Source organism: Nitrospirillum guaranorum, assembly GCF_034653275.1.
Classification (GTDB): domain Bacteria; phylum Pseudomonadota; class Alphaproteobacteria; order Azospirillales; family Azospirillaceae; genus Nitrospirillum.
Genome location: NZ_JAYEES010000003.1, coordinates 990,496 through 1,014,404, shown reverse-complemented (window position 1 = coordinate 1,014,404; position 23,909 = coordinate 990,496). Strand labels below are relative to the sequence as shown.

Sequence of the window (23,909 nt, the reverse complement as noted above, 5' to 3'; positions counted from 1 at the left end):
GTCCAGAAAAGTTGCTGACAATAACTAAATTTGCTCGGCTATGTTCGACGTTGACCGCCCAGCAGGCCACCGACCACGAATAGCGCCACGCCCACCATCAGGCCGACGTCGGCCACGTTGAAGATGCCGGTGCGCACGGATCCGATGCCGAGGTTCAGGAAGTCGAACACCGTGCCGCCCTGGACCAGCCGGTCCAGCAGGTTGCCCAGGCCGCCGCCCAGGAAGCTGCCGGCGCCCAGCAGTTCCAGCCGGCTGAGGGATTTCGCCCGCAGGCTCCACACCAGCAGGGCCAACAGGACCAAGGCCACGCCGACGGTGAAGACCAGGCCCCGCGCATGGTCGTCCAACCCGGCGCCGATGCTCAGGAAGGCGCCCGGGTTGTTGACCGGCGTCACCAGGATGGCGCCGTTCAGCGCCGTCAGCTCCACCCCCGGGGTCAGCGCCTGTTTCAGCCAGGCCTTGGTCGCCTGGTCGGCCACGAACCAGGCGAGCGCCGCCGGCGCCATCCAGCGCAGCCGCTCATGAACGTTCGTTCCCGGCACACTCATTCCCGCTTATCCCCGCTGTCGTTCTTTCCGGCGCAGGCCTCGCGATAGGCGGAGGGTGACTGGCCGATGACCTGCTTGAAATCCTGGGTGAAGTGGGCATGGTCGAAATAGCCCAGATCCTGGGCCAGCGTGGTCAAATCCACCGCCTCGCCCTGGCCCAGGCGGTGCGCCGCCTCATGCAGGCGGGCGCGGCGGATGACCCATTTGGGCGTCATGCCCACCAGGTCGGCGAACAGCCGCTGCAGCGCACGCACGCTGAAGCCGGAGCGGGCGACCAGGTCATCCACCCGTAGGATGTCGCGATCGGCCTCCACCAGCGCCACCAGTTGGTTGATCTCGACCACCATGCCGGGCGCGTCCTTCAGGCCCCGGCGCAGCAGGGGCTCGGCCGCCGCCACCATGCCGGCGTCATCCTCCGCCGCCAGCACCGCCGCCTCCGCCCCCTCGGCCCCGGAACCGAACACCGCCTCCAGCGGCAGGATGCGGTCGACCAGGGTGGTCAGCGGCGCGCCCAGCAGGGCGCGGAAGCCGGCGGGGCGGAAGCGGATGCCCAGCACGCGGCCGGCGTCCCGCAGCTCGTAGGCGAAGATGCCGTGCATGGGGCCGTAGATGGCGGTGCGCCCCCGCTCGAACACCAGGTTCACGGCGGGGTAGGGCAGCGTGCGCTGGACATAGGGCGGCTGACCCGTCAGGTCCCAGGCCACCACCCAGTAATGCTCCACCACCGCCGCCAGATCCCCCCGGATTCCAGGGCCGGCAGATAGCGGCCCAGGCGGAAGCGCTGCGCCGCCGCACCCGGCGCCAGCACGCCCTTGGGTGCCGCCGTCACCAGGCGCATGGGCTTTTCCCCCATCGGGCTTTTGATGGCCCGGTCGCGTTTTTCCAAGCCCACGAAATCCCCCAAGCCTATCGTCCCCCCTAACCCTGTTCCCGTGGAGAGCCGCCATGAAACTCTATTCCCTGGCCCTGTCGCCCTTCGCCGCGCGCGTCCGCGCCGCCATCTATGCCAAGGACCTGGCCGTCGACATCCTAACCCCGCCGGAGGACTGGCGCACCTCCCCCGCCTTCCGGGCGCTGAACCCCATGGTGCGGGTGCCCGTGCTGGTGCTGGACGACGGCCGCTCCATCCCGGAATCGGCCGTGATCGTGGAGTATCTGGAGGACGCCTTCCCCGCCGTCCCCCTGCGCCCCGCCGACCCGGTGGACCATGCCCGCGTGCGCCTGCTGACGGCCGTGGCCGACCATTACGTGATGCGCGAGACCTTCCCCCTGTTCGGCCTGTTCGACAGCCAGGCGCCGGATGAGGACGCCATCCAGGCGCAACTGGCGAAGCTGGACAGTGGCATCGGCCTGCTGAACGGTTTGCTGGCCGAGGATGCCGCGCGTGGCCCCTTCGCCTTCGGTGGCCGGGTCAGCACCGCCGACGCCTGGCTGGTGCCGGTGCGCTATACGCTGGAGGGCCTGATGCGCTTCTCCGGCCGCACCCAGCTGCTGGACCGCCACGCCGCCGTCGCCGGTTATGCCCGGTCCCTGCGCGAAAGCCCGGCGCTGGCCCGGGTATGGGACGAGATGGAGGAAGGTTTGCGCCAGTACATGAGCCAGCGCGCCGGGTCGTAAGCCTTCACGCATAAGATATCCAATTTTCCACCCCAACCGGGCCATCCCCCGGGAAAGACGGGGAAAGGACGGCGGCGCTGTGGTAGGACGGGTGCCAGATCGCCGGCCCCTTTGATCGACATCGGGAAGGGCCAGCCAAAAACATCCGGGACAGCTTCACCATGGTCAGCCGCCGCCTTTTCCTTGCCGCCGCGTCCACGCTTCCTCTGGCCACCGGCGCCCTGCCGGCCCGCGCCGCCCCCGCCACTACAACGCCCACCGGCGGCGACGACCTCGCCGCCCTCAAGTCCCTGACCTCCGGCGCCAAGCCCATCACGATGGAGGAGCGGCAGGCCCGCATCGCCAAGCTGCAGGACCTGATGGCCCGCCGGGGCATCGCCGCCTTCCTGGTGGAATCGGGCAGCAGCCTGGACTATTTCACCGGCATCCGCTGGCACCACTCCGAACGCACCACCGCCGCGCTGATCCCCGCCAAGGGCCAGGTCATCGTCGTGACCCCGGCGTTCGAGGAGCCGTCGGTGCGCGAGACCCTGCAGGTGGCCGGAGATGTCCGCGCCTGGGATGAGCATGAAAGCCCCTTCCAACGCCTGGCCCAGGCGCTGAAGGACATCTCCGCACCCCCGGGGGTGCGGCCAAGGGCACGGTGGCGGTGGAGCCCACCACCCGCTTCTTCATCATCGACGGCATCCGCCAGGTGACCAAGGACTATGACCTGGTGTCCGGCGACGACCTGGTGCGGGCCTGCCGCATGCATAAGTCGCCGGCGGAGCTGGCCCTGATGCAGGTGGCCAACGAGGTGACGCTGGCGGCCCTGCGGTACGCCCACGCCCATGTGCGGCCGGGCATGCGCGCCGCCGACATCGCCGCCCTGGTGGACACCGCCACGGCGGCCCTGGGCGGCCGGCCCGAATTCTCCCTGGTGTTGCTGAACGAAGCCAGCGCCTATCCCCACGGCTCGATCCAGCCGGAGGTGGTCAAGGACGGTTCCACCGTGCTGCTGGACGTGGGCTGCGCCGTGCACGGCTATCAGTCCGACATTTCCCGCACCTGGGTCTTCGGCATGCCCAGCGCCCGGCAGCGCAAGGTGTGGGACACGGTGAAGCGCGGGCAGGAGATCGCGCTGGAAACCGCCAAGCTGGGCATTCCGGTGGGTGACATCGACAAGGCCGTGCGCCGCTATTACGAGGGGGAAGGCTGGGGCCCCGGCTATCGCCTGCCCGGCCTGTCGCACCGCACCGGCCACGGCATCGGCCTGGACGGCCACGAATCCCCCTACCTGGTGCTGAGCGACACCACGCCGCTGGAGCCCGGCATGTGCTTCTCGGACGAGCCTGGTCTCTACATCCCCGGTGAGTTCGGCATCCGGCTGGAGGATTGCTGGCACATGACGGAAACGGGGCCGACGCTGTTCACCCCCCTGGCGACCTCCATCGACCAGCCCATCTGAGCCTTACTCCACCCCATCCAGCACATGTTCCTCCAGCAGGAACCTCAGCCCCCGGTCCCAGGACTCGTCCGTGTTGCCGCGGATGTCGACGCTGCCGCCCTTCAGTATCTGGCCGGTGGCGGCGTCGCGGATGCTGATGTTCAGGTTCAGGATCAGGTTGCTGACCTTCTGCACCCAGGCGATGACGGCCACCGTGGCCCCCGCCCGGGTGGCGATCTCCAGGGCGCAGGGCGGGCAGTCGCGCGGCGCCGGTTTCGCCGCCAGCGTGCCCGCCCAGGGCGCCATGTCCACCAGGGCGTAGCGTCCCGAGCGCGCCAGCGCCGCCCGCAACGCCACCCCCAGCCGCGCCACCCGCGCCGTCTCTTCCGCCGTGGTGTCGGCGGGGGAGCTGTTGACGAACTGCACGTCGAAAACGGCGGTGGGCGGCGCCCCCTTGGGCACGGGATCAGCCCAGGCTGGGCCCGCCAGCAGCATCACCGCCAAAGCCATCCATCCCACGACCGTGCCCATGAGCGCCTCCCCAGGTTTGGGCCGCAGCATGGCGCGAGCGCGGGCGGAAGGCAGGATGGACTTTGGGTGGAGGCGTCGAATCTCCGGCAGGTCCGTCGACGCGGGCGTGCTCACCGCGGAGGGTCACCAGGGAGGAGATTTCCTTCTCCTCCCATGGCGCCTTCAAGAGGACCGACCTCGCCATGGACGAGATCGACGCGTTGGAGAAGAGGTACGGCTCCGCTGGCTCTGGCTACGACGATCACCACATCGTCTCACGCTGGCCGGGCCGCCCTTGCCGCCATCCCCTCCTCAATGCAGCGCAGCGTCGCCCGGATGGGGGCGGATGCCTTCATGTCGCTGTGCACCACCAGCCACATGTCGCGCGACAGCACGGGCGGGCCGGGCACGGCGGCCAGGCGCGGGTCGTCCGCCGCCATGAAGTCGGGCAGCAGCGCCACGCCCATGCCGCTGGCGGCGGCGGCCTGCTGAATCTCCACGGTATTGCCCTGGAAGACCGTGGGCCGGCCGGCCGCCAACCCTTCCAGCACCTGCTGCTGCGGGGACCGGTCCAGGGGGGCGGCGCTGCCGATGAAGGCCCAGTTGCCGGGCGCGGTGGCCGCCAAATAGGCGGGCGTGGCATAGAGGTGGAAGGGCAAGGGCGCCAGCTTCCGCGCCGTGAGGTCACCCTCCGTCGGCCGGCTCATGCGCACGGCGATGTCGGCCTCCCGCCGTTCCAGTGAGGCGCTGCGCACCTCCCCCAGCAGGGTCAGCGTCAGGGCGGGATGGCGCCGGCGCAGGGTGGCCAGCACGGGCGCCAGCAACAGCACGGCCAGGGCCGGCGGGGCGCTGATGGTGACGGTGCCGGCGATGTCGGACCGGGCGCCGTCGGCCAGGCGGCGCACCGTCCGGGCGTCCCGGGCCATGCGGTCCGCCACGGCGGCGATACGCTCCCCCTCCGCCGTCAGGGCCAGGCGGCGGCCGCGCCGGTCCACCAGCTTGAGGCCCAGCGCCTGTTCCAAGGCCGCCACCCGCCGGGCCACGGTGGCATGCTCCACCCCCAGCGCGCGGGCCGCCGCCGACAGGGTGCCGCCCGTGGCCAGCGCCGCGAAATGGCGCAGATCCTCCCAATCCATGGCCCAGTCCATGGCGCCGCCTTCCGTTAATTTCCGCACATATATTGGCAAAATTTTGGGAATTTTCTCACCAAGTACCCGGCACGACAATCGCGGTCATCGTCACACCGGCTTTGAAGGAGGTCAGACATGAGCCGCGCCGATACGCGATCCCAGGACACACATCCCCCTGGCACCGATCCCACCGATATCGTGATCACCGTGGCCGCCCCGGGGGGCATCGACCAGTTGCGCGTCACGCCGCGCGGCCCGCAGGCGCCGGGGGCGGGCGAAGTGCGCCTGCGCCACCAGGCCATCGGCGTCAACTTCGTCGACACATACCATCGCCGGGGCCTGTACCCCCTGCCGGGCGGCGTGCCCGGGGTGGAGGGCGTGGGCGTCATCGAGGCGCTGGGCGCTGGCGTCACCGGCCTGGCGGTGGGCCAGCGCGTGGCCTATGCCGGGACCGCCGGCGGCTATGCCAGTACCCGCCTGCTGCCGGCCGACCGCGCCCTGCCCCTGCCCGACACCGTGTCCAGCCGGGACGCCGCCGCGTCGCTGCTGCGTGGGCTGACGACGCAGATGCTGCTGACCGCGACCCATGCCGTGGGCGCCGACACCGTGCTGCTGGTCTCCGCCGCCGCCGGCGGCCTGGGCATCATGGTCACGCGCTGGGCCCGGCGGCTGGGCGCCCGGGTCATCGGCACCGTCAGCACGGCGGAAAAGGCGGTCCTGGCCCGCCATCACGGCGCCGACGACGTCATCATCGGCCGCGACGCCGATGTGGCGGCGGAGGTCGCCTCGCTGACCGGTGGCCGGGGCGTGGATTACGCCATCGACGGCGTGGGGGGCGACACCCTGCTGAGGTTCATCGCCGCCACGCGGGCGGGGGGCACGGTGGCCAGCATCGGCCAGGCTGGCGGCCCGGTTCCGGTGGAGGCGGCGCAGGGTTCGGCCCGCGACCGGGGCGTGACCTTCACCCGCCCCAGCATCCTGGCCCGCCTGGCCGACATCGGCGTCTACCACGCGGCCGCCGCCGAGGTGCTGGCCCAGCTGGCGCGGGGCCTGACCGCCGACATCGGCGGCAGCTATCCGCTGGCCGAGGCGGGACGGGCCCACGCGGCGCTGGAGGCCGGCGGCACGACGGGGGCCTTGCTGCTGCTGCCGTGACGCCCGGGCGGTCGATCGCCCGATCGACCGCCCACTCACTGCCCGGATGGCCCGTACCCCCAGGGGGCGGGCCATCGCCGTTTCAGGGGGACAGGCCCATGCCAACGTCCTTGCCCCCAAACGGCCCCAGGCGCCGCGGCCCATCATCCACCGGCCGGTTGCTAAACCATGAGCCTCTCTATAGATTTCAAAAAATAGCGGGACTGGCGCGCCCCCATTTGGCCACCCGATAAACTCATTTCTTCTTCTGGTTTTCCAACGCCACAAGCCAAACAAAGGGAATTTATATAATGGATCCGCAGTGGATGACGCTGTCAAATACGTTCAAGAAATATAATCTTGGCTGCGGCACCATGCTGTACCGTGGTTTCCTTAATATCGGATATTGGCCAAACTTACAGAATGGCGGCGTGTACCAGAATCTCAACAACACCGACGGTACATTCATGATGAACCATGATCTGAGGGAAGTGATACCTGCCCTTGATGGTTCACTTGACCTGATTTACCACAGCCATTTCCTGGAGCACATCAGTTACACCGATGGCATCACTTTCCTGAAGGAATGCCATGCGAAGCTGGCCGACGGCGGAAAGATGCGCATCCTGGTTCCCGACCTGGAAAAATGGGCCAAGGCTTACGTCAACAACGATCGCTTCTTCCTTGAGGAATACGTGAAGGAAGCGCTCGATCCCGCCCTATACGTGACCAACGCCGCGATCTTCATGGGCATGCTGCACAATCACGATCACCGGTGCGGCTATGACTTCGATACCCTCAAATGGGTGCTGGAGCACGTTGGCTTCACCCACGTCAGGAGGACGCTCTACGCCAGCAGCGAATACGTGGAGAACATCTTCGAGATCGAACCGCAGCAGCCGGTGCGCATCATGGAAAGCCTCTGCGTCGAGTGCCGGAAATAAGGCGGCCCAGCGGACTTCCCGGCGACGCCGAAACGGCCACGTCCCCCGCCCGGGCAGGGGGACTTATCCAAGTCGCTGAAATGCTTGGATGAATGGCGGAGAGGGTGGGATTCGAACCCACGGTACCATCGCTGGTACAACGGTTTTCGAGACCGCCCCGTTCGACCGCTCCGGCACCTCTCCGTATCCATTCCCGTGTCCGGCCCCCGTTTTGCTGTCGAACGGGAAAGGGGCCGGCTGGCGAAGCGGCGCGGACCCTAGCGGAAGCGGATCGCTTGCGCAAGCGCTATGTGAGCGAAAAATGTCAGCGCTGGCGGGGCTTCCAGCTGGCGATGGCGGCGCCGGCGATGATGAGCAGGCAGGCGGCGGCGACCACGCCGCTGGGCTGGGCGCGGCCCGCCAGGATCAACAGCAGGGTGGACAGCAGCGGTGTCGCGTAGCTGAGCGCGCCCAGGGTGTGGATGTCGCCCTTCTTCATGCCGATGTCCCAGAGGAAGAAGGCCGCCCCCACGGGGCCCAGGCCCATCAGTGCCAGCAAGGCCCACTGCCGGGCGTCGGGCGCCACCGTCGCCTCCAACCCCCAATGGCAGAGGGCCGACAGCGCCGCCGTGGCCAGGCAGAAGAAGGCCACGGCGTCGGTGGGCACGGCGCCCAGCAGGCGCGACAGGGTGGAATAGGCGCCCCAGGTAACGGCGGCCCCGGCCGCGGCCAGGAAGCCCGGCAGGTAGGCGGGGTCGATGGCGACGCCCCGGCCGCCAGTGACCAGCAGGCCGGTGCCCGCCAGCCCGACCAGGGCCCCCAGCACCTGGCGGCGGCCCAGGCGCTCCCCCGGCAACAGCCCGGCGAACAGCACGATCAGCAGGGGCCACAGGTAATTGATGAGGTTGGCCTCCGCCGCCGGCGCCGACTTCAGCGCCAGGAAATAAAGGAAGTGATAGCCGAACAGCCCCCCCACCCCCAGCAGCCAGGCGACGGGGGGCTGGCGCGCCGCCGCCCAGGGGGACCGGCCACGCGCCGCCATCCACACGATGCCGAGCAGGCCCGCCACGGCGAAGGCCACCGCCTCGGTCTCGAACGGTGGGATGGGGCCGGTCAGCGTGGTCAGCAGCGCCAGGGTGGACCACAGCAGGATGGCGCCGGCACCGACCAGGGTGGCCCGCCGCGCGGTCATCCCGCCCCCCGCCGCGACGTCGTTTCCCATCGTGCCGGCCATGCTTATTCCCCCGTCCCCGCGGCCGCCCGCGCCGCCCAGCCCAAGTCCACCACCGCCTTGATCGAGGACCAGGTCACCAGCCGCTCACAGGCCGCCCGATCGGCCCACAGCGCCGCCGCCGCGTCATCGCCCGCCTGAGGCTCACCGCCTGCGTACTCCGCCATGATTTCCACGATGGTGAAGTGGAAGCGCACGCGGGGGGCCACCTCCGGCCCCGCCCCCTGGGGACGTGGGTCGCGGGTGATGCCGTCCACCGCCGTCAGCACGGTGTAGGGCCGGCAGGCGATGGCGGTTTCCTCCCGCACCTCGCGCGCCGCCGTCTGGAACAACGTCTCGCCCAATTCCTGGCTGCCGCCCGGCAGGCACCACTCGCCGGCCAAGGGCGCCTTGGCCCGCCGGATCAGCAGCAGCTGGTCCCCCTTCCACACCAGCACGCCGACACCCACACGGGGTTGGTCGGGGTAAAGATGCGGTGAGGCGGACGGGTGGTCGGACATGCGGCACCATGACAAAGGGCGGACCCGTCACCGGACCCGCCCCTGTCATACCTCAAAGCACACGCCTCAGGCTAACCCCTGTAGCCACACCAGTGCCACCCAACCCCTAGGACGCGACCGCCGGAGTTTTCCGGGGAGCGGAGCGGACTGGAAAACGAGGATAGCCAAGTGGCCGTATGGCCGCGCCCGGCGCTTGAGGGCATCAATACATATGCTGGCCACCGTTGATGGACAGCGTCGAGCCGGTGATGAAGCCGGCGTCGTCCGCCACCAGGAACAGCACGCCGCGGGCGATCTCCTCCGCCTTGCCCAGGCGGCCGACGGGGATCTTGGCGACGATCTTCTCCAGCACGTTGGGCGGCACGGCGCGGACCATGTCGGTGTCGATGTAGCCCGGGGCGATGGCGTTGACCGTCACACCCTTGCCCGCTCCTTCCTGCGCCATGGCCTTGGTGAAGCCATGGATGCCGGACTTGGCGGCGGCATAGTTCACCTGGCCATACTGGCCGGCCTGGCCGTTGATCGAGCCGATGTTGACGATGCGGCCGAAGCCGCGCGCCCGCATGCCGTCGATGGCCACGCGGCAGGTGTTGAAGCAGGAGGCGAGGTTGGTCTGGATGACCTCGTTCCACTGCTCGAAATCCATGCGGTGCAACACGCCGTCGCGGGTGATGCCGGCGTTGTTGACGATGATCTCGATCGGGCCCAGGTCATGCTCGATCTTGGTCATGCCGTGGCGCACGTCCTCGAAGCTGGCCACGTCGAAGCGATAGGCGGGAATGCCCGTCCGCTCCGTGAACTCGCGCGCCTTCTGCTCGTTGCCGCCGTAGTTGGCCGCGACCTTGTAGCCGGCGTCCCTCAGCGCCACCGAGATGGCTTCACCGATGCCGCGGGTACCACCCGTCACCAATGCAACACGCGCTGTCATCTAAACCTCCCCTTTTTCCCGAGTCAGAAAGACCATGGAGCATCACGCTTGAATAGAGGTCGGCACTCGCCCGGCATCCCGGCCCCCGATCCCGAGAGGGCCGGCACGGGGTGTTCCCACCGTCGCGCCGGCACCCAGCGGGCACCTACCTAGTTTCGCAGCCGGAAAGATCAATCCCGGCCGCGCCACCAGGGAATGATCAGTCGCGGGCCACGCACATGGCGATGCCCATGCCGCCGCCGATGCACAGCGTGACCAGGCCCTTCTTGGCGTCGCGCTTCTGCATCTCATGCAGCAGGGTCACCAGCACACGGGCACCCGAGGCGCCGATGGGGTGGCCCAGGGCGATGGCCCCGCCGTTGACGTTCACCTTGTCGTCGGGCCAGCCCATGTCCTTGTTCACGGCGCAGGCCTGCGCGGCGAAGGCCTCGTTGGCCTCCACCAGGTCCAGGTCGGCCACGGACCAGCCGGCGCGCTGCAGCGCCAGCTTGCTGGCCGGGATGGGGCCCGTGCCCATGATGGACGGGTCGACGCCGGCGGTGGCCCAGGAGACGATGCGGGCCAGCGGCTTCACCCCGCGCTTGGCGGCGTTCTCGGCCGTCATCAGCACCAGCGCCGCGGCGCCGTCGTTGATGCCCGAGGCGTTGCCGGCGGTGACGGTGCCGTCCTTGGCGAAGGCCGGGCGCAGCTTGGCCAGCGTCTCGGCCGTGGTGCCGGCCTTGGGGTATTCGTCGGCCTCGACCACCACGTCGCCCTTGCGGCCGGGCACGGTGACGGGAACGATCTCATCCTTGAAGCGGCCGGCCTTCTGCGCGGCCTCGGCCTTCTGCTGGCTGCCGGCGGCGAAGGCGTCCTGGGCCTCGCGGGAGATTTCCCACTTCTTGGCCACGTTCTCGGCCGTCGTGCCCATGTGGTAGTTGTTGAAGGCGTCCCACAGGCCGTCCTTGATCATGGTGTCCACCATGCTGGCGTCACCCATCTTGGTGCCGTTGCGCAGGTGGATGGCGTGCGGGGCCTGGCTCATGCTTTCCATGCCGCCGGCCACCACCACCTCGGCCTCGCCCAGGCGGATGGCCTGGAAGCCCTGGGCCACGGCGCGCAGGCCGGACCCGCAGACCTGGTCCAGGGTATAGGCGGTGCGTTCCACCGGCACGCCGGCGGCCACGGACACCTGGCGGGCGCTGTTCTGTCCGGTGGCGGCCTTCAGCACATGGCCCAGCACGACCTCGGACACCTCGGCGGCGTCGACATGGGCGCGGCGCAGGGCCTCGGTGACGGCCACGGTGCCGAGAGCGACAGCCGACAGGCTGCTGAGGGCGCCGTTGAAGCTGCCGATGGGCGTGCGCGCGGCGCCGGCGATGACCACTTCGACCATGATGTTCCTCTCTTCCCGAACGATTTCATGCCCCGTCTATCATAGGGCGGCCCGCCCCACCGGCGCCCCTGTCAAGGTTAACGGGGCCGGCGGGAAAGGCGGTGGAAATTCCGGTGGGGGCGGCATTAGGCCATCCCCCGCCCCCTAGTCTTGGCCATTTACCAATCCGGGCGCAAGCATGCTCGCCAGCCGCCGCACCACCAAAGCGCGAAACACCCTTGCGCGCGACCGCACCCTTGCGTCGAAACTTAACTTGCGCCGGCGTATGGCGCCCTGATTCGGATCAAACACCGCGTGCGGTGCCCCTGTGACATCGCGCACTTGGCATTCGCATCGAAGCCATTATATTGAGTGTTCACTCACTCTTTTTCCTGGTGGTTCCCATGGCCCGGCCCAAAAGCGAAGAGAAGCGCGACGCCATCCTGGCGGCGGCGGTGCGGGTCATCGCCGACCAGGGCCTGGGCGCCCCCACCGCCCGCATCGCCAGCCTGGCCGGCGTGGCGGAGGGCACGCTGTTCACCTATTTCGCCACCAAGGATCTGCTGCTGAACCAGTTGTACCTGGCGCTGAAGGCGGACCTGCGCCAGGCCTTGATGACTGCCTATCCCGCCGACGGCCCGCTGCGCGACCGCGTGCGCCACATCTGGGACCGCTATGTCGACTGGGGCGTGCGCGACCCGGCGCGGCGCCGGGCCATGGCGCAGCTGATCGTGTCCGACCGCCTGACGCCCGAGACGCGGGCATTGGGCAGCGAGGGCTTCGCCCGCATCGACAGCGTGGTTCAAGAGGGCGTGGGTCAGGGCCTGATGCGGGACCAGCCACCCGATTTCGTGGCCGCCATCCTGACCTCGCTGGCGGAAACCACCATGGATTTCATCCTGAGGCAGCCCGACAGCGCGGAGCGTTACCGCGCCGCCGGTTTCGACGCCCTCTGGAACGCCATCAGCCGCTGAACCGGGGTGCCTCACCCCCGCCCTTGCCTTATCTTTTGCCCCATAAATGAGTGATTAGTCGCTCAATTTTTTACCTTTAACGGAGTATCGATCATGACCAACGCTTCCAAAGTCTGGCTCGTCACCGGCAGCGCCGCCGGGCTGGGCCGCAGCATCGCCGAGGCCGTGCTGGCCGCCGGCCATCACCTGGTGGCCACCGCCCGCCAGCCGGAACGGCTGGCCGACCTGAACGCCCGGTACGGCGACCGGGTACGCACCCTGGCGCTGGACGTGACCGACGCGGCGGCCGCCCGCGCCGCCGTGGCCTTGGCGGTGGAAGCCTTCGGCCGCCTGGACGTGGTGGTGAACAACGCCGGCTATGCCGACGTCGCCCCCTTCGAACAGATGGACCTGGATGTCTTCCGCGCCCAGATCGACACCAACCTGATGGGGGTGGTGAACGTCACCCATGCCGCCCTGCCGGTGATGCGGGACCAGCGGTCCGGCCACATCCTGCAGGTGTCCTCCGTCGGCGGGCGGCTGGGTCGGCCGGGGCTCAGCGCCTACCAGGCGGCCAAATGGGCCGTGGGTGGCCTGACGGAGGTGCTTGCGGGCGAGGTCAACCCGCTGGGCATCCAGATCTGCGCGCTGGAGCCCGGCGGCATGCGCACCGGCTGGGGTACGCGGTCGCTGCGCGACACACCGGCCATCCTGCCCGACTACCAGGCCTCGGTCGGCGCGTTGGTCGAGATGTTCAAGCCCTATATCGGCAATGAGGCCGGCGACCCGGCCAAGATCGCCCAACTGATCCTGCGCCTGGCCGACCACCCCACCCTGCCCCCGCACCTGCTGCTGGGCAGCGACGCCCTGCATTACTTCGGCCTGGCCGATGGCGAACGCGCGGCCCAGCTGGCGGCGTGGGAGGCGGTCAGCCGCTCCACCGACGTGGCCTATGACGGTCCCGTCCCCGCCTTGCCGGAGACAGCGCCCCAGGCGGTTCTCACCCCGCCCGCCGCCCGTCAATCGTGAGGATGGAGCCATGAAGGTCATCCTGTTCGGGGCGACCGGCATGGTGGGCCAGGGGGTCATGCGGGAATGCCTGCAGGACCCCCGGGTCACCCAGGTGCTGGCCGTGGGCCGCACCACCACCGGCCTGACCCATCCCAAACTGTCGGAACTGACCCACCCGGCCATGGACCGGTGGGAGACGCTGGACGGGCTGCTGGCCGGCTACGACGCCTGCTTCTTCTGCCTGGGCGTCTCCTCCGCGGGCATGAGCGAGGACGCCTATACCCGCGTCACCCATGGCCTGACGCTGGACGTGGCGCGGACGCTGGCCCGCCTGAACCCGGACATGACCTTCCTCTACGTCTCCGGTTCCGGCACCGACGGGACGGAGCGGGGCCGCACCATGTGGGCCAGGGTCAAGGGCCGGACGGAAAACGATTTACAGCGCCTGCCCTTCAAGGCGGTGTACCTGTTCCGCCCCGGCCTGATCCCACCCCTGCATGGCGCCCGGTCCAAGACGCGGGCCTACCGCCTGGTCTACACCCTGGCCGCCCCGCTTCTGCCGCTGGCGCGCCGTCTGTTCCCCAAGCAGGTGCTGACCACGGTGGAGATCGGCCAGGCCATGTTGGCCGCCGCCGAGAGGGGCGCCCCCAAGGCGGTGCTGGAGACGGCGGACATCCGGGCGCTGGTCAACCAAAGCGAATCGCTTTGGAGCGGGAAGCCCCCCGCTGGACAAGAATTTGGAGCCGGGCGCATTTCCGGTTGAACCCGCCCCGCCCTAAATCCACACGTCGTTCCGCGCGGTGCGCTCCCCGGCCGCCGCGTCACCGGTGTTGACCACGCCGCGCGGTTCGATCAGCAGCAGCTTCACCTCCGCCTCGGCGGAGGGCTTGTGCTCCACGCCCTTGGGCACCACCGCCATCTCGCCGGGGCCCAGCGTGATGGCGCCGTCGCGGAAGTCCAGGCGCAGCGTTCCCTCCAGCACGATGAAGGTCTCATCCGTGTCGGCGTGGGCGTGCCAGAGGAAGTCGCCCTCAAGGCGCGACAGCTTGAACTGATAGTCGTTCATTTCCGCCATCACCTTGGGCTGCCACTGTTCGGTGAACAGGGCGAACTTGTCGGTGAAGCGGATGGGGGTGGGCGGCATGGCGGTCTCCGGATTGACAAGGCCCGCACCATGCCGGCCCGATGGCGGGCCGGTATTGGACGTTCGTGCGGAGCGGACCGGAACGCCTAAATGAAAGCCCCGCCCACCGGATGGTGGACGGGGCTTCATCATTCATACCGATAAAGCGGGCGGTCAGCCGGCCTCGGCCTGCTTCTGGGCACGCTTGCGGTCGGTCGGGTCCAGCAGGCGCTTGCGCAGGCGGATGGACTTCGGCGTCACTTCCACCAGCTCCTCATCCTCGATGTAGGCCAGGGCCTTTTCCAGGGACATGTCCATGGGGGTGGTCAGGCGCACGGCCTCGTCCTTGCCGGCGGCGCGGATGTTGGTCAGCTGCTTGCCCTTCAGGACGTTCACTTCCAGGTCGTTGCCGCGGCTGTGCTCGCCGATGATCATGCCCTGGTACACCTTGGCGCCCGGCTCGATCATCATGGGCCCGCGGTCTTCCAGGTTCCACAGGGCGTAGGCCACGGCCTCACCCTCGCCGTTGGAGATCAGCACGCCGTTGCGGCGGCCCTGGATGGGACCCTTGTACGGGGCGTAGCCGTGGTACAGGCGGTTCATCAGGCCGGTGCCGCGGGTGTCCGTCAGGAATTCGCTCTGGTAGCCGATCAGGCCGCGCGAGGGCACGTGGAACACCAGGCGCACCTTGCCGCCGCCGGACGGACGCATCTCCAGCATGTCGCCCTTGCGCTCGGAAATCTTCTGAACGACGGCGCCGGAGAATTCCTCGTCCACGTCGACCACGACTTCCTCGATCGGCTCCATGCGCTGGCCGTTCTCGTCCGTCTTCAGCAGCACGCGGGGACGGGAGATCGACAGCTCATAGCCTTCGCGGCGCATGTTCTCGATCAGGATGCCCAGCTGCAGTTCGCCACGGCCGGCCACCTCGAACGCGTCGGCGTTCTCGGTCTCACGGACACGCAGGGCGACGTTGCCCTCCGCCTCGCGCATCAGACGGTCGCGGATCATGCGGCTGGTGACCTTGTCGCCTTCGCGGCCGGCCAGCGGGCTGTCGTTGACGCTGAAGGTCATGGCCAGGGTCGGCGGGTCGATGGGCTGGGCGGCCAGCGGCTCGGTCACCGACGGTTCGCAGATGGTGTCGGCCACGGTGGTCTTGGTCAGGCCGGCGATGGCGACGATGTCACCCGCCTGCGCCTCTTCCACGCCCACGCGCTCCAGCCCACGGAAGGCCAGCAGCTTGGAGATGCGGCCCTGCTCGATCAGCTTGCCGTCGGCGCTCAGCGCCTTGATGGCCATGTTGGCACGGGCGGTGCCGGTCTGGATGCGGCCGGTCAGCAGTCGCCCCAGGTAGGGGTTGGCTTCCAGGGTGGTGGCCAGCATGGTGAAGGGGGCGTCGACGTCCACCTTGGGCGCCGGCACGTGGCGGCGCACCAGCTCGAACAGCGGGCGCATGTCCTCACGCGGGGCGTCCAGGCTCTCCGCCGCCCAGCCATTGCGGCCCGAGGCGAACAGGGTGGGAAAGTCCAGCTGTTCGTCGGTGGCGTCCAGCGCCGCGAACAGGTCGAACACCTCGCTGTGCACTTCATCGGGGCGGGCGTCGGAACGGTCGACCTTGTTGATGACGACGATGGGCTTGAGGCCCAGCTTCAGCGACTTGCCCAGCACGAACTTGGTCTGGGGCAGCGGGCCCTCGGCGGCGTCGCACAGCAGGATGACGCCGTCGACCATGCTAAGGATACGCTCAACCTCGCCACCGAAGTCGGCGTGGCCGGGGGTGTCGACGATGTTGATGCGGGTGCCTTCCCACAGGACGCTGGTGCACTTCGCCAGGATCGTGATGCCGCGCTCACGCTCCAGGTCGTTGCTGTCCATGGCGCGCTCGGCGACCTGCTGGTTGTCGCGGAAAGCGCCCGACTGGCGCAGCAGCACGTCAACCAAGGTGGTCTTGCCATGGTCGACGTGCGCGATGATGGCGATGTTACGCATATCCATTGGACGCTAATCCCGCGAAGCTTGGGGCCCGGTCCAAAAACGCGACGTGCGCCTGGCGATGGCCCAAAAACAAAAGCCCGCCCCCTGGCGCGGCGCGCCGGGACCGGGTTTCACGGAGCGGAATATAGCTATTGGCAGGGTCGGGAGAAAGGCCCGCCGAAGGGGGTTGGACGCAAGAGGGGGTTACGGGTACCGCAAGGCAGACTATAAATTTGCCACGATCTTGTTGGTTAAGGTCATGTCCGTCGGCCTTTTTTCCTCAGTCGGGGTACCGGCCGGCGCCTGAGCCGTCACAAAGACTTAACGCTGCCCGCCGGCGCATGGGTCGAAAAACAAGGAGGCAAAACCCCGTCCGGGCATCCCGCCCCGGCCCGTCATCCGCCTGGCCCCAAAGCCCGCCCGACCACCCGCAGCCGTTGGAGCCCGCGTCGCCCTTCGCCGCCCCCCGCCTTCAGCACCGAGCGCCGGTCCGCCCGATCGCCTTGGCGCTGCTCCCCTCCCTGACCCTGGCCCTGCCCTTGGTGTGCTGGTCCGCGCAGGGCTTCGCCCAAGGTGCGCCCACAGCCCAGCCGGCGCCGTCCCCCACCACGCCACCGTCCAAGCCGGACGACGCGGCCGGCGAGGACGCGCCCAAAAAGGATGGCGGCCCCCAAGGCGCCGCCGCCGACACGCCTTCCGCCCATGAACCTGGGGAGTCGTCCGACGATGCGGACACGCCCGGCGCCGTGCTGGCCCGCAAGGCGGAGCAGGCGCCCGACGCCGCCCCCGCCGGCCAGCCGGACGCGGAACCGCCGCCGGCGACCTACACCGTGGATTTCCACCCGGCCCCGGGCGTTGAGGCCGATGACGGCCTGATGGACGTGCTGCGCAGCGCCTCCTCCCTCATCACCCTGCAGAACGACCCGCCGTCGTCGCTGCTGGGCCTGGAGAAGCGCATCGACAACGATTACGACAAGCTGGCCGCCGCCCTGCGCTCCGAAGGCTATTTCGACGGCAGCGTCATGGTGAAGGTGGACGCCGACGCCAAACCGGTGGCCGTGGTCATCGAGGTGACGCCGCGCCAGCGCTACACCATCTCCAAGATCACCCTGACGCAGACCGACGGGTCCCCACCCCCCGGCGGCCCGCTGGACCTGGGCAAGCTGCACCTGAAGCCGGGCGACCCCGCCCGGGGGCCGGCCATCCGCGACGCGGAGGCGGCCGTGACGCCCCTGATGGCGACGCGCGGCTACGCCCGCGCCAAGGTGGGGCAGCGTGACCTGGCGGTGGACGTGCAGGCCCACACCATGGCCGTGGCGTTCACCCTGGACCCGGGCCCCCTGGTGCGCTTCGGCCCCACCACCTTCACCGGGCTGGGCCGCCTGGATCCCGACGTCGCCTATGGCCGCCTGCCGTGGAAGCCGGGCGACGTCTACGACCCGGCCAAGGTCGATACCGCCCGCAACAAGCTGACGGACCTGGGCGTCTTCTCCCAGGTGCGGGTGGTCCTGGACGACGTGCCGGGCACGGTGCAGCCGGACGGGTCCCGCGAGGTGCCCATGCTGGGCCAGATGGAAGAGCGGGACCGCCACTTCATCAACACCGGCCTGACCTACGGCACCACCGACGGGGCGGCCGCCACCGCCACCTGGGGCGACCGCAACTTCCTGGGCGGGGCGGAGGCGCTGACCGTGACCGGGTCGCTGGGCGGCCTCGGCCGCAAGAAGTTCCGCGATTCCGACGGGCTGGACTACAGCCTGGGCAGCACGCTGAAAAAGCCGGACTTCCTGGAGACGGACACCACGCTGAACCTGTCGGCGCTGGCCGTTTCCGAACATCCCGAGGCCTATTCGCGCGACGCCATCACCCTGGGCGCCATCGTCACCCACCCGCTGATGCCGCACCTGACGGGCAGCGCCGGCGTGACCTTGGAGCAATCCTCCATCCGGCAGGACCTGACGGGCAACGGCGTGCTGACCACCACCGACAACACACTGGTGGGCGTGCCGGTGACGCTGAACTTCGATAACACCGACAACCTGCTGAACCCCACGCAGGGCTATCGCTGGAACACCGGCCTCACCCCCTATTTCAGCCCCTTCGGCGACAGCGGCACCTTCGTCATCGGCAAGGCCGGCGGCAGCGGCTATTGGGCGCTGGACAACGACAAGGCCTATGTCTTCGCGGCGCGGGTGAACCTGGGCGCCGTCTTCGGCGGCTCGCTGGCCCTGGTGCCGGCCGACAAGCGCTTCTTCGCCGGCGGCGGCGGCTCGGTGCGCGGCTACGCCTATCAGAAGGTCGGTCCGCTGGACGTCAACAACGACCCCACCGGCGGCCGCTCGCTGATCGAGACCAGCGCCGAGCTGCGCATCCGCGTGACCGACACCATCGGCCTGGTGCCCTTCATCGACGGCGGCAACGTCTTCGAGTCCGCCTATCCGGACCTGAGCCAGGGCATGCGCTGGGGCGCCGGCCTGGGCGTGCGCTACTTCACCTCTTTCGGTCCCCTGCGCCTGGACGTGGGCGTGCCGCTGGATCGCCGCAGCGGCGACAGCATGTGGCAGCTGTACGTCAGCATCGGCCAGTCCTTCTGACGGAACCCGGCATGTCCGACACCCCCCCACCGCCCGGTCCCGCCCCCGCACCGCCGACTCGCCCGCCGCATCGCTCCTGGGGACGCCGCCTGCTGTCGGCCGGCCACGTCGCGGCCTTCGCCATCCTGGGTATCGTCGCCGGCCTGGCCGCCGCGGCGGGCATCGGGCTGTGGTGGATGGACACAGGCTCCGGCCGCGCCTTCGCCACCCGCCAGGCGGAGACCAATGTGCCCGGCCTGAAGGTGGAGGGCCTGTCGGGCCTGCCCTTCCATCCCCGGGTGGCGCGCGCCACCCTGGTGGATCTGGTCACGGGCAAGCCCTGGCTGCTGGTGGAGGACGCGGCGCTGGACTGGCGGCTGCTGCCCTTGGCCCACCGTGAACTGGCTGTGGACGCGCTCAGCGCGCGGCGCATCTGGGTGGCCCAGCCGGCCCCCGCGCTGGAGCCGCCGCCGGACGGCACGGTCAAGGACGACGCCAATCCCCTGACCCTGCCCTTCAGCATCACCGTGGCCCGCCTGGATCTGCCGCGCATCGAATTGGCGGCCAGCCTGGCGGGCGGCCAGGGGGCGGCGCTGTCCACCAGCGGCACGGTGCGGCTGGGCCCCACCCTGGACGGCGACAGCCGCCTGACCCTGACCCAGCTGGACGGCGGGGCCGCCCATGGCGAGCTGACCGCCCGCTTCACCGCGCCCGGCCTGACCAGCCCCGGCAGCCTGACCGTGGAGCTGCGGGGGCAGGAGGAGGCTGGCGGCCTGGTCGCCCGCCTGGCCGGCCATCCCGAACTGGGACCGCTGACCCTGGACCTGACGGGCAGCGGCCCGTTGGACCGGTTCCAGGCCCACCTGGACCTGAAGGAGACGCCGCAGCCGGCCAAGGCCGCCGACGGCGGCACCATCACCCCGCGCGCCGTGGCCCTGGTGGCTGACGTCGGCCTGGCCCGGCCCAAGGGCAAGGCGAAGCGCGTCACCCTGGACCTGAAGGCCGCCCCCGGCCGCCTGCTGGCCGACAATTTGGCGTGGATGGCCGGCGATGCCGCCACCCTGCAGACGGCCGCCACCCTGGCCGATGACGGCACCATCACCCTGGAAAGCCTGGATTTGAGCGCCGCCTTCGGTCGTGTCACGGCCAAGGGCAGCCTGAAGGACAAGGCCGGCGACCTGACCCTGCAACTGGTGCCGGCGGCGCCGGAGGCCTTGTCCCCCGCCGTGCCCGGCCTGGCGCTGGGCAGGCTGGACGCCGTGCTGCACACCACCGACCCGGCGGCGGGCAAGGCCGGCGCCAAGAAGCAGCGCGTGGTGACCGCCGACCTGACGGTGGAGGAACTGGGCTACAACGACGCCCATGTGCGCCACCTGACCGCCACCACCCGGCTGCAGGAGGACGGCACCCGCCTGCTGCTGGACCTGACGTCCAAGCTGCAGGGCCTGAACGCGCCCGGCCTGCCCCCGGCCCTGGCCGACCATGCCGACCTGGCCCTGGCCGGCGCGCTGGACCGCGCCAGCGGCAACATCCAGGTGGACAAGCTGGACCTCACGGGCGGCATCGGCCACCTGACCGGCAGCGGCAGCGCCCAGGCCTGGGGCCGCCAGGCCAAGGGCAGCCTGAAGCTGGCCGATGGCGAGCTGGCCACGCTGATGGCCCTGGCCAACGTGGGGGGCGGCGACGGCAAGGAGCCGCCGCCCGGCGCGAAGCCGGCGCCGGAGGACATCATCACCGGCCATGTGGCGGTGGCGGTGGAGGGCACGGTGGCCGACGGGGTGGCCGAGGGCACGCTGTCCGTCCAGGCGACGGACCTGCGCACCGGCCAGCCGACGGAGGACGCGCTGCTGGCCGGCCGGGCGGAGATCAACGGCAAGGTGCGCGCCACCCTGGACGGCAAGGACGTGGCGGTCACCCCGCTGACCGTGCGCACCGGCGCCGTCGATCTGGCGGGCAACGTCACGCTGAAGGACAACACCCTGACGGCCGACCTGAAGGGCAGCGGCCAGGTGGTGGGCAATCCGGCCAGCGTGGCCGCCCATGTGGTCAAGACGGGCCCCCGCCTGACCGTGCGCGACCTGGCGGCGGCCTTGGGCCCCAACAAGCTGGAGGGCGGGCTGGACGCCGACCTGGACCGGCGGCTGGCCACCGGCAAGCTGGCCGCCACCTTCCCCGACCTGTCCAGCCTGGGCGCCCTGGCCGGCACGCGCCTGGCCGGCCGCGCCAAGGCCGACATCGTGCTGGGCGCCACCGCGGCCGCCCCGGCGCCCGCGCGCGCCACCCGCCCGGCCAAGCCCAAGAAGGGGCAGCCCGCGCCCCCGCCCGCGCCGGCACCCGCCAGGGGCGCCACCCAAGGCGTGGACCTGAAGGTGGTGCTGGACGAACTGGTGGTGGAAGATCAGCGCATCCACCAGGCCACGCTGACCGGCCATGTCGACGACGTGCTGGGCAGCCCCCGCCCCAATGTCACCCTGGCGGCCGACGGCATCGAGGCCGGCCAGGTGCTGGTCAACAAGGTGACCGCCGCCTGGCGCGGCACCCTGGGCGAGGGCGACATCACCCTGGCCCTGGACGGCACCACCGGCGTGGGAAGCGTGGGCCGCCACCGCGCCTTCCAGGTGGAAAGCGCCGGTCACCTGACCCAGGCGCCGGAGCCGAAGTCACCCAAGTCGGCAAAGGAAGCGAGGGGGGCGTCCACGGTGGTGCGGCTGGACCAGCTGGACGGCCGCCTGGACCAAACCACCCTGAAGCTGGCCGCCCCGGCCACCATCACCGTGGCCAAGGGCAGCGTGGCGGTGCAGGGCCTGGACGTGGCGCTGGGCACCGGCCGCATCCGTGCCGACCTGGCGCTGAACGGCAAGGAGGTGACGGCGCAAGTGGAGGCGACGGCCCTGCCGCTGGCGCTGGCCGCCCTGGCCGACCCGGCGCTGACCCTGGCCGGCACCCTGGACGCCAAGGTCACTGCCAGCGGCACCGCCGCCAACCCCACGGCCGACGCCACCGTCAGCATCCGCGGCCTGTCCATGCAGCAGCTGGCCGTGACCCTGGACAGCGGCGCCACCGAGGCGCCGGGGGCGGCACCCGAGGGTGGCCCCGGCGGCAAGCCGGCCGTCAGCGCGACCGTCGCCAACAACCCGGCCAACGCCACCGGCGCCGACACCACCCCGGCCAAGAAAAAGACCCTGGAGGTCAAGAACAGCGCCGACCGGCGCCTGAACGCCGACGCCACGCTGACGGCCGCCTGGCGCGGCGGGCGGCTGCGCAGCACCCTGGCGGCCCATACCGCCGACGGCGCCGTGGACCTGAACGCCGAGGCCGACACGCCCCTGGCCCTGAACCCGGAAACGATGTCGCCGGTGATGGAGGGGCCGGTCAGCGCCAAGATCAACGGCCGGACGGAGCTGTCGCGCTACAACGACTTCCTGGCGGCCTCGGCCCAGCGTATGGGCGGCAAGGTCTCGGTGGACCTGGCGGTGGCCGGCACGGTGGCGGATCCCAAGGTCACCGGTTCGGTCGACCTGATCGACGCCAAGTATGAGAACGGCGGCACCGGCACCCAGATCTTCGGCCTGAACGCCCATCTGGTGGGCGACGCGCGCGGCCTGGCGGTGGAGAGGTTCCACGGCGACACGGCCGACGGCGGTGCCGTGGACTTGAGCGGCCGCGTCAACCTGGGCGATCCCAACGCGCAGGAGAAAGCGCCCCTGCTGGACCTGCACGTCACCACCACCAACGCCCGCCTGCTGCGCACCGACCCCATCACCGCCTGGGTGGACAGCGACCTGACGCTGAAGGGCCTGATGAACAAGCCGGACCTGGCCGGCACCGTGCGGCTGCGCGAGACCTGGGTGGGCCTGCCCGACAAGCCGCCGGCCGACGTGGCCGACCTGCCGGTGCGCTACGTCAACGGCCGGCCGCGCCAGCCCCAGGGGCAGATGTCGGCCGCCGGCGGCGGGCTGCTGGTGCATTTGAAGGTGGACATCAAGGCGCGCAACCGCATCTACGTCCAGGGCCGGGGCCTGACGGCGGAGTTCGCCGCCGACATGCAGGCGCGCGGCACCAGCGCCGACCCGCAGCTGACCGGCCGGGTCTATCTGGTGAAGGGCGATTTCAGCGCCCAGGGCCAGACCTTCACCCTGACCAAGAGCGACATCACCTTCACCGGCGACAGCGACCCCTTGCTGGACATTTCCGCCTCCTCCACCAAGGCGGACTTCACGGCCATCCTGAACATCACCGGCCGCCTGTCCAAGCCCACCGTGGCCCTGACCTCGGACCCGCCCCGCCCGCAGGACGAGGTGCTGTCCCGCCTGCTGTTCGACCGGCCCATCAGCCAGATCAGCGCGCTGGAGGCCTTGCAGCTGGCGCAGGGCGTGGCCCAGCTGTCGGGCGTGCTGGGCAGCGGCCCGGGCATCCTGGACAACGTGAAGCGCAACCTGGGCATCGACCGGCTGGAATTCTCCAGCGCCGCCGTGGGCTCCAGCGCCTTCGGCACGGTCACCGCCGGCCGCTACATCAACAGCCGCACCTATGTCGGCGTCAGCCAGTCGGTGGGGGGTACGGGCACCAACGTCACCCTGGAATACGCCTTGACCTCCCGCCTGCGCCTGAACGGCGCCGTCGGCAGCACGGACGACACCGTGGGCCTGAAGTACCAGTGGGATTATTGATGGAGGTCACACCCTGGATATCTCTCGCACCGTCCGAAACAGTTCTTGCGGGCCAGTGGGTTCTGAAGAACGACAGGGTCACCCCGGACGACGTCTGCAAGCGGATCATGGATCTCACCGGCACCGTCCTTGTTGAGATGGACAGGGATCCCAGCGGCTGGGACGTCCTCTATCGTGATCCGGGGGATGGACGGCTTTGGGAGCTGACCCATCCGCAAAGCGAACGCGCGGGGGGTGGCCCACCACAGTTGAAGGTGATCACCGGTCAGGATGCTCAGCGAAAATACCGGGCTTCGCTATAAAC

The 23,909-nt window shown here is 69.8% G+C and carries 22 protein-coding genes and 1 tRNA gene; 11 read left to right on the top strand and 12 right to left on the bottom strand.

What is annotated here, in order from left to right:
• Window positions 1-38 precede the first annotated feature (38 nt).
• From lspA to UAJ10_RS13520, 3 genes are read right to left on the bottom strand one after another with little or no spacing between them, the layout of a single operon-like run.
• Window positions 39-548, bottom strand: coding sequence for a signal peptidase II (lspA, locus tag UAJ10_RS13530; protein WP_322915826.1), 510 nt, complete (start codon window positions 546-548; stop codon window positions 39-41).
• Entirely contained in the window at window positions 545-1,273 is a 729-nt protein-coding gene (locus UAJ10_RS13525; protein ID WP_322915825.1) for an AraC family transcriptional regulator, read from the bottom strand. The genes lspA and UAJ10_RS13525 overlap by 4 nt, the downstream gene beginning before the upstream one ends.
• Entirely contained in the window at window positions 1,237-1,440 is a 204-nt protein-coding gene (locus UAJ10_RS13520; protein ID WP_322915824.1) for a hypothetical protein, read from the bottom strand. Before UAJ10_RS13520 ends, UAJ10_RS13525 begins: the two co-directional genes overlap by 37 nt.
• Window positions 1,441-1,493: 53 nt before the next feature.
• Here UAJ10_RS13520 and UAJ10_RS13515 point away from each other — a divergent pair, with 53 nt between their 5' ends.
• The 3 genes from UAJ10_RS13515 (at window position 1,494) to UAJ10_RS13505 (ending at window position 3,612) form a co-directional block, all read left to right on the top strand.
• Window positions 1,494-2,165 carry a glutathione S-transferase family protein gene (locus UAJ10_RS13515; protein WP_322915823.1) on the top strand — a complete coding sequence of 224 codons (672 nt, stop codon included), beginning with the start codon at window positions 1,494-1,496 and terminating at the stop codon, window positions 2,163-2,165.
• A gap of 161 nt (window positions 2,166-2,326) precedes the next feature.
• Entirely contained in the window at window positions 2,327-2,863 is a 537-nt protein-coding gene (locus tag UAJ10_RS13510) for an aminopeptidase P family N-terminal domain-containing protein (protein ID WP_322915822.1), read from the top strand.
• Window positions 2,815-3,612 carry a M24 family metallopeptidase gene (locus UAJ10_RS13505; protein ID WP_322915821.1) on the top strand — a complete coding sequence of 266 codons (798 nt, stop codon included), beginning with the start codon at window positions 2,815-2,817 and terminating at the stop codon, window positions 3,610-3,612. Before UAJ10_RS13510 ends, UAJ10_RS13505 begins: the two co-directional genes overlap by 49 nt.
• Window positions 3,613-3,615: 3 nt before the next feature.
• Here the strand turns inward: UAJ10_RS13505 and UAJ10_RS13500 are convergent, their stop codons facing one another.
• Both UAJ10_RS13500 and UAJ10_RS13495 read right to left on the bottom strand, forming a co-directional pair.
• Window positions 3,616-4,122 carry a DUF3280 domain-containing protein gene (locus tag UAJ10_RS13500; RefSeq protein WP_322915820.1) on the bottom strand — a complete coding sequence of 169 codons (507 nt, stop codon included), beginning with the start codon at window positions 4,120-4,122 and terminating at the stop codon, window positions 3,616-3,618.
• 254 nt (window positions 4,123-4,376) lie between these two features.
• Window positions 4,377-5,249 (bottom strand): LysR family transcriptional regulator, encoded by an 873-nt coding sequence (locus UAJ10_RS13495; protein WP_322915819.1) that lies wholly within the window; start codon window positions 5,247-5,249, stop codon window positions 4,377-4,379.
• Window positions 5,250-5,366: 117 nt separating this feature from the next.
• On the opposite strand from UAJ10_RS13495, the gene UAJ10_RS13490 reads away from it, so the two are divergent.
• Entirely contained in the window at window positions 5,367-6,386 is a 1,020-nt protein-coding gene (locus UAJ10_RS13490; RefSeq protein ID WP_322915818.1) for a quinone oxidoreductase family protein, read from the top strand.
• Between the two features lie 290 nt (window positions 6,387-6,676).
• A complete protein-coding gene (locus UAJ10_RS13485) occupies window positions 6,677-7,309 on the top strand; it encodes a class I SAM-dependent methyltransferase (protein WP_322915817.1) in 633 nt (210 codons plus the stop codon).
• A 93-nt stretch (window positions 7,310-7,402) separates the two neighbouring features.
• Here the strand turns inward: UAJ10_RS13485 and UAJ10_RS13480 are convergent.
• The 5 genes from UAJ10_RS13480 to UAJ10_RS13460 form a co-directional block, all read right to left on the bottom strand.
• Window positions 7,403-7,492 (bottom strand) — tRNA-Ser (locus UAJ10_RS13480).
• Window positions 7,493-7,613: 121 nt separating this feature from the next.
• Window positions 7,614-8,522 carry an aromatic amino acid exporter YddG gene (yddG, locus tag UAJ10_RS13475; protein WP_322915816.1) on the bottom strand — a complete coding sequence of 303 codons (909 nt, stop codon included), beginning with the start codon at window positions 8,520-8,522 and terminating at the stop codon, window positions 7,614-7,616.
• A gap of 2 nt (window positions 8,523-8,524) precedes the next feature.
• Window positions 8,525-9,019 carry an NUDIX hydrolase gene (locus UAJ10_RS13470; protein WP_322915815.1) on the bottom strand — a complete coding sequence of 165 codons (495 nt, stop codon included), beginning with the start codon at window positions 9,017-9,019 and terminating at the stop codon, window positions 8,525-8,527.
• 202 nt (window positions 9,020-9,221) lie between these two features.
• On the bottom strand, window positions 9,222-9,947 hold the full coding sequence (phbB, locus tag UAJ10_RS13465) for an acetoacetyl-CoA reductase (protein ID WP_145611209.1): 726 nt from the start codon (window positions 9,945-9,947) through the stop codon (window positions 9,222-9,224).
• Window positions 9,948-10,146: 199 nt separating this feature from the next.
• Window positions 10,147-11,322: an acetyl-CoA C-acetyltransferase gene (locus UAJ10_RS13460; RefSeq protein ID WP_322915814.1), complete on the bottom strand. Its 1,176-nt coding sequence runs from the start codon at window positions 11,320-11,322 to the stop codon at window positions 10,147-10,149.
• A 383-nt stretch (window positions 11,323-11,705) separates the two neighbouring features.
• Here UAJ10_RS13460 and UAJ10_RS13455 point away from each other — a divergent pair, with 383 nt between their 5' ends.
• The 3 genes from UAJ10_RS13455 (at window position 11,706) to UAJ10_RS13445 (ending at window position 14,028) form a co-directional block, all read left to right on the top strand.
• Entirely contained in the window at window positions 11,706-12,275 is a 570-nt protein-coding gene (locus UAJ10_RS13455) for a TetR/AcrR family transcriptional regulator (protein ID WP_322915813.1), read from the top strand.
• 93 nt (window positions 12,276-12,368) lie between these two features.
• Complete coding sequence (locus UAJ10_RS13450) at window positions 12,369-13,283, top strand: SDR family NAD(P)-dependent oxidoreductase (RefSeq protein WP_322915812.1); 915 nt, start codon at window positions 12,369-12,371, stop codon at window positions 13,281-13,283.
• Window positions 13,284-13,293: 10 nt separating this feature from the next.
• On the top strand, window positions 13,294-14,028 hold the full coding sequence (locus UAJ10_RS13445) for a Rossmann-fold NAD(P)-binding domain-containing protein (protein WP_322915811.1): 735 nt from the start codon (window positions 13,294-13,296) through the stop codon (window positions 14,026-14,028).
• A 12-nt stretch (window positions 14,029-14,040) separates the two neighbouring features.
• Here the strand turns inward: UAJ10_RS13445 and UAJ10_RS13440 are convergent, their stop codons facing one another.
• Together UAJ10_RS13440 and typA are read right to left on the bottom strand one after the other, a co-directional pair.
• A complete protein-coding gene (locus UAJ10_RS13440; RefSeq protein WP_322915810.1) occupies window positions 14,041-14,409 on the bottom strand; it encodes a cupin domain-containing protein in 369 nt (122 codons plus the stop codon).
• Window positions 14,410-14,562: 153 nt separating this feature from the next.
• Window positions 14,563-16,383, bottom strand: coding sequence for a translational GTPase TypA (gene typA, locus UAJ10_RS13435; protein ID WP_322915809.1), 1,821 nt, complete (start codon window positions 16,381-16,383; stop codon window positions 14,563-14,565).
• A gap of 482 nt (window positions 16,384-16,865) precedes the next feature.
• On the opposite strand from typA, the gene UAJ10_RS13430 reads away from it, so the two are divergent.
• The 3 genes from UAJ10_RS13430 to UAJ10_RS13420 are packed head-to-tail and all read left to right on the top strand — an operon-like array spanning window position 16,866 to window position 23,907.
• Complete coding sequence (locus UAJ10_RS13430) at window positions 16,866-18,956, top strand: autotransporter assembly complex protein TamA (RefSeq protein ID WP_322915808.1); 2,091 nt, start codon at window positions 16,866-16,868, stop codon at window positions 18,954-18,956.
• Window positions 18,957-18,967: 11 nt separating this feature from the next.
• Window positions 18,968-23,605 (top strand): translocation/assembly module TamB domain-containing protein, encoded by a 4,638-nt coding sequence (locus tag UAJ10_RS13425; RefSeq protein ID WP_322915807.1) that lies wholly within the window; start codon window positions 18,968-18,970, stop codon window positions 23,603-23,605.
• Window positions 23,605-23,907, top strand: a complete 303-nt coding sequence (locus tag UAJ10_RS13420) for an Imm27 family immunity protein (protein WP_322915806.1) — start codon at window positions 23,605-23,607, stop codon at window positions 23,905-23,907. Before UAJ10_RS13425 ends, UAJ10_RS13420 begins: the two co-directional genes overlap by 1 nt.
• The last annotated feature ends 2 nt before the right edge of the window (window positions 23,908-23,909 follow it).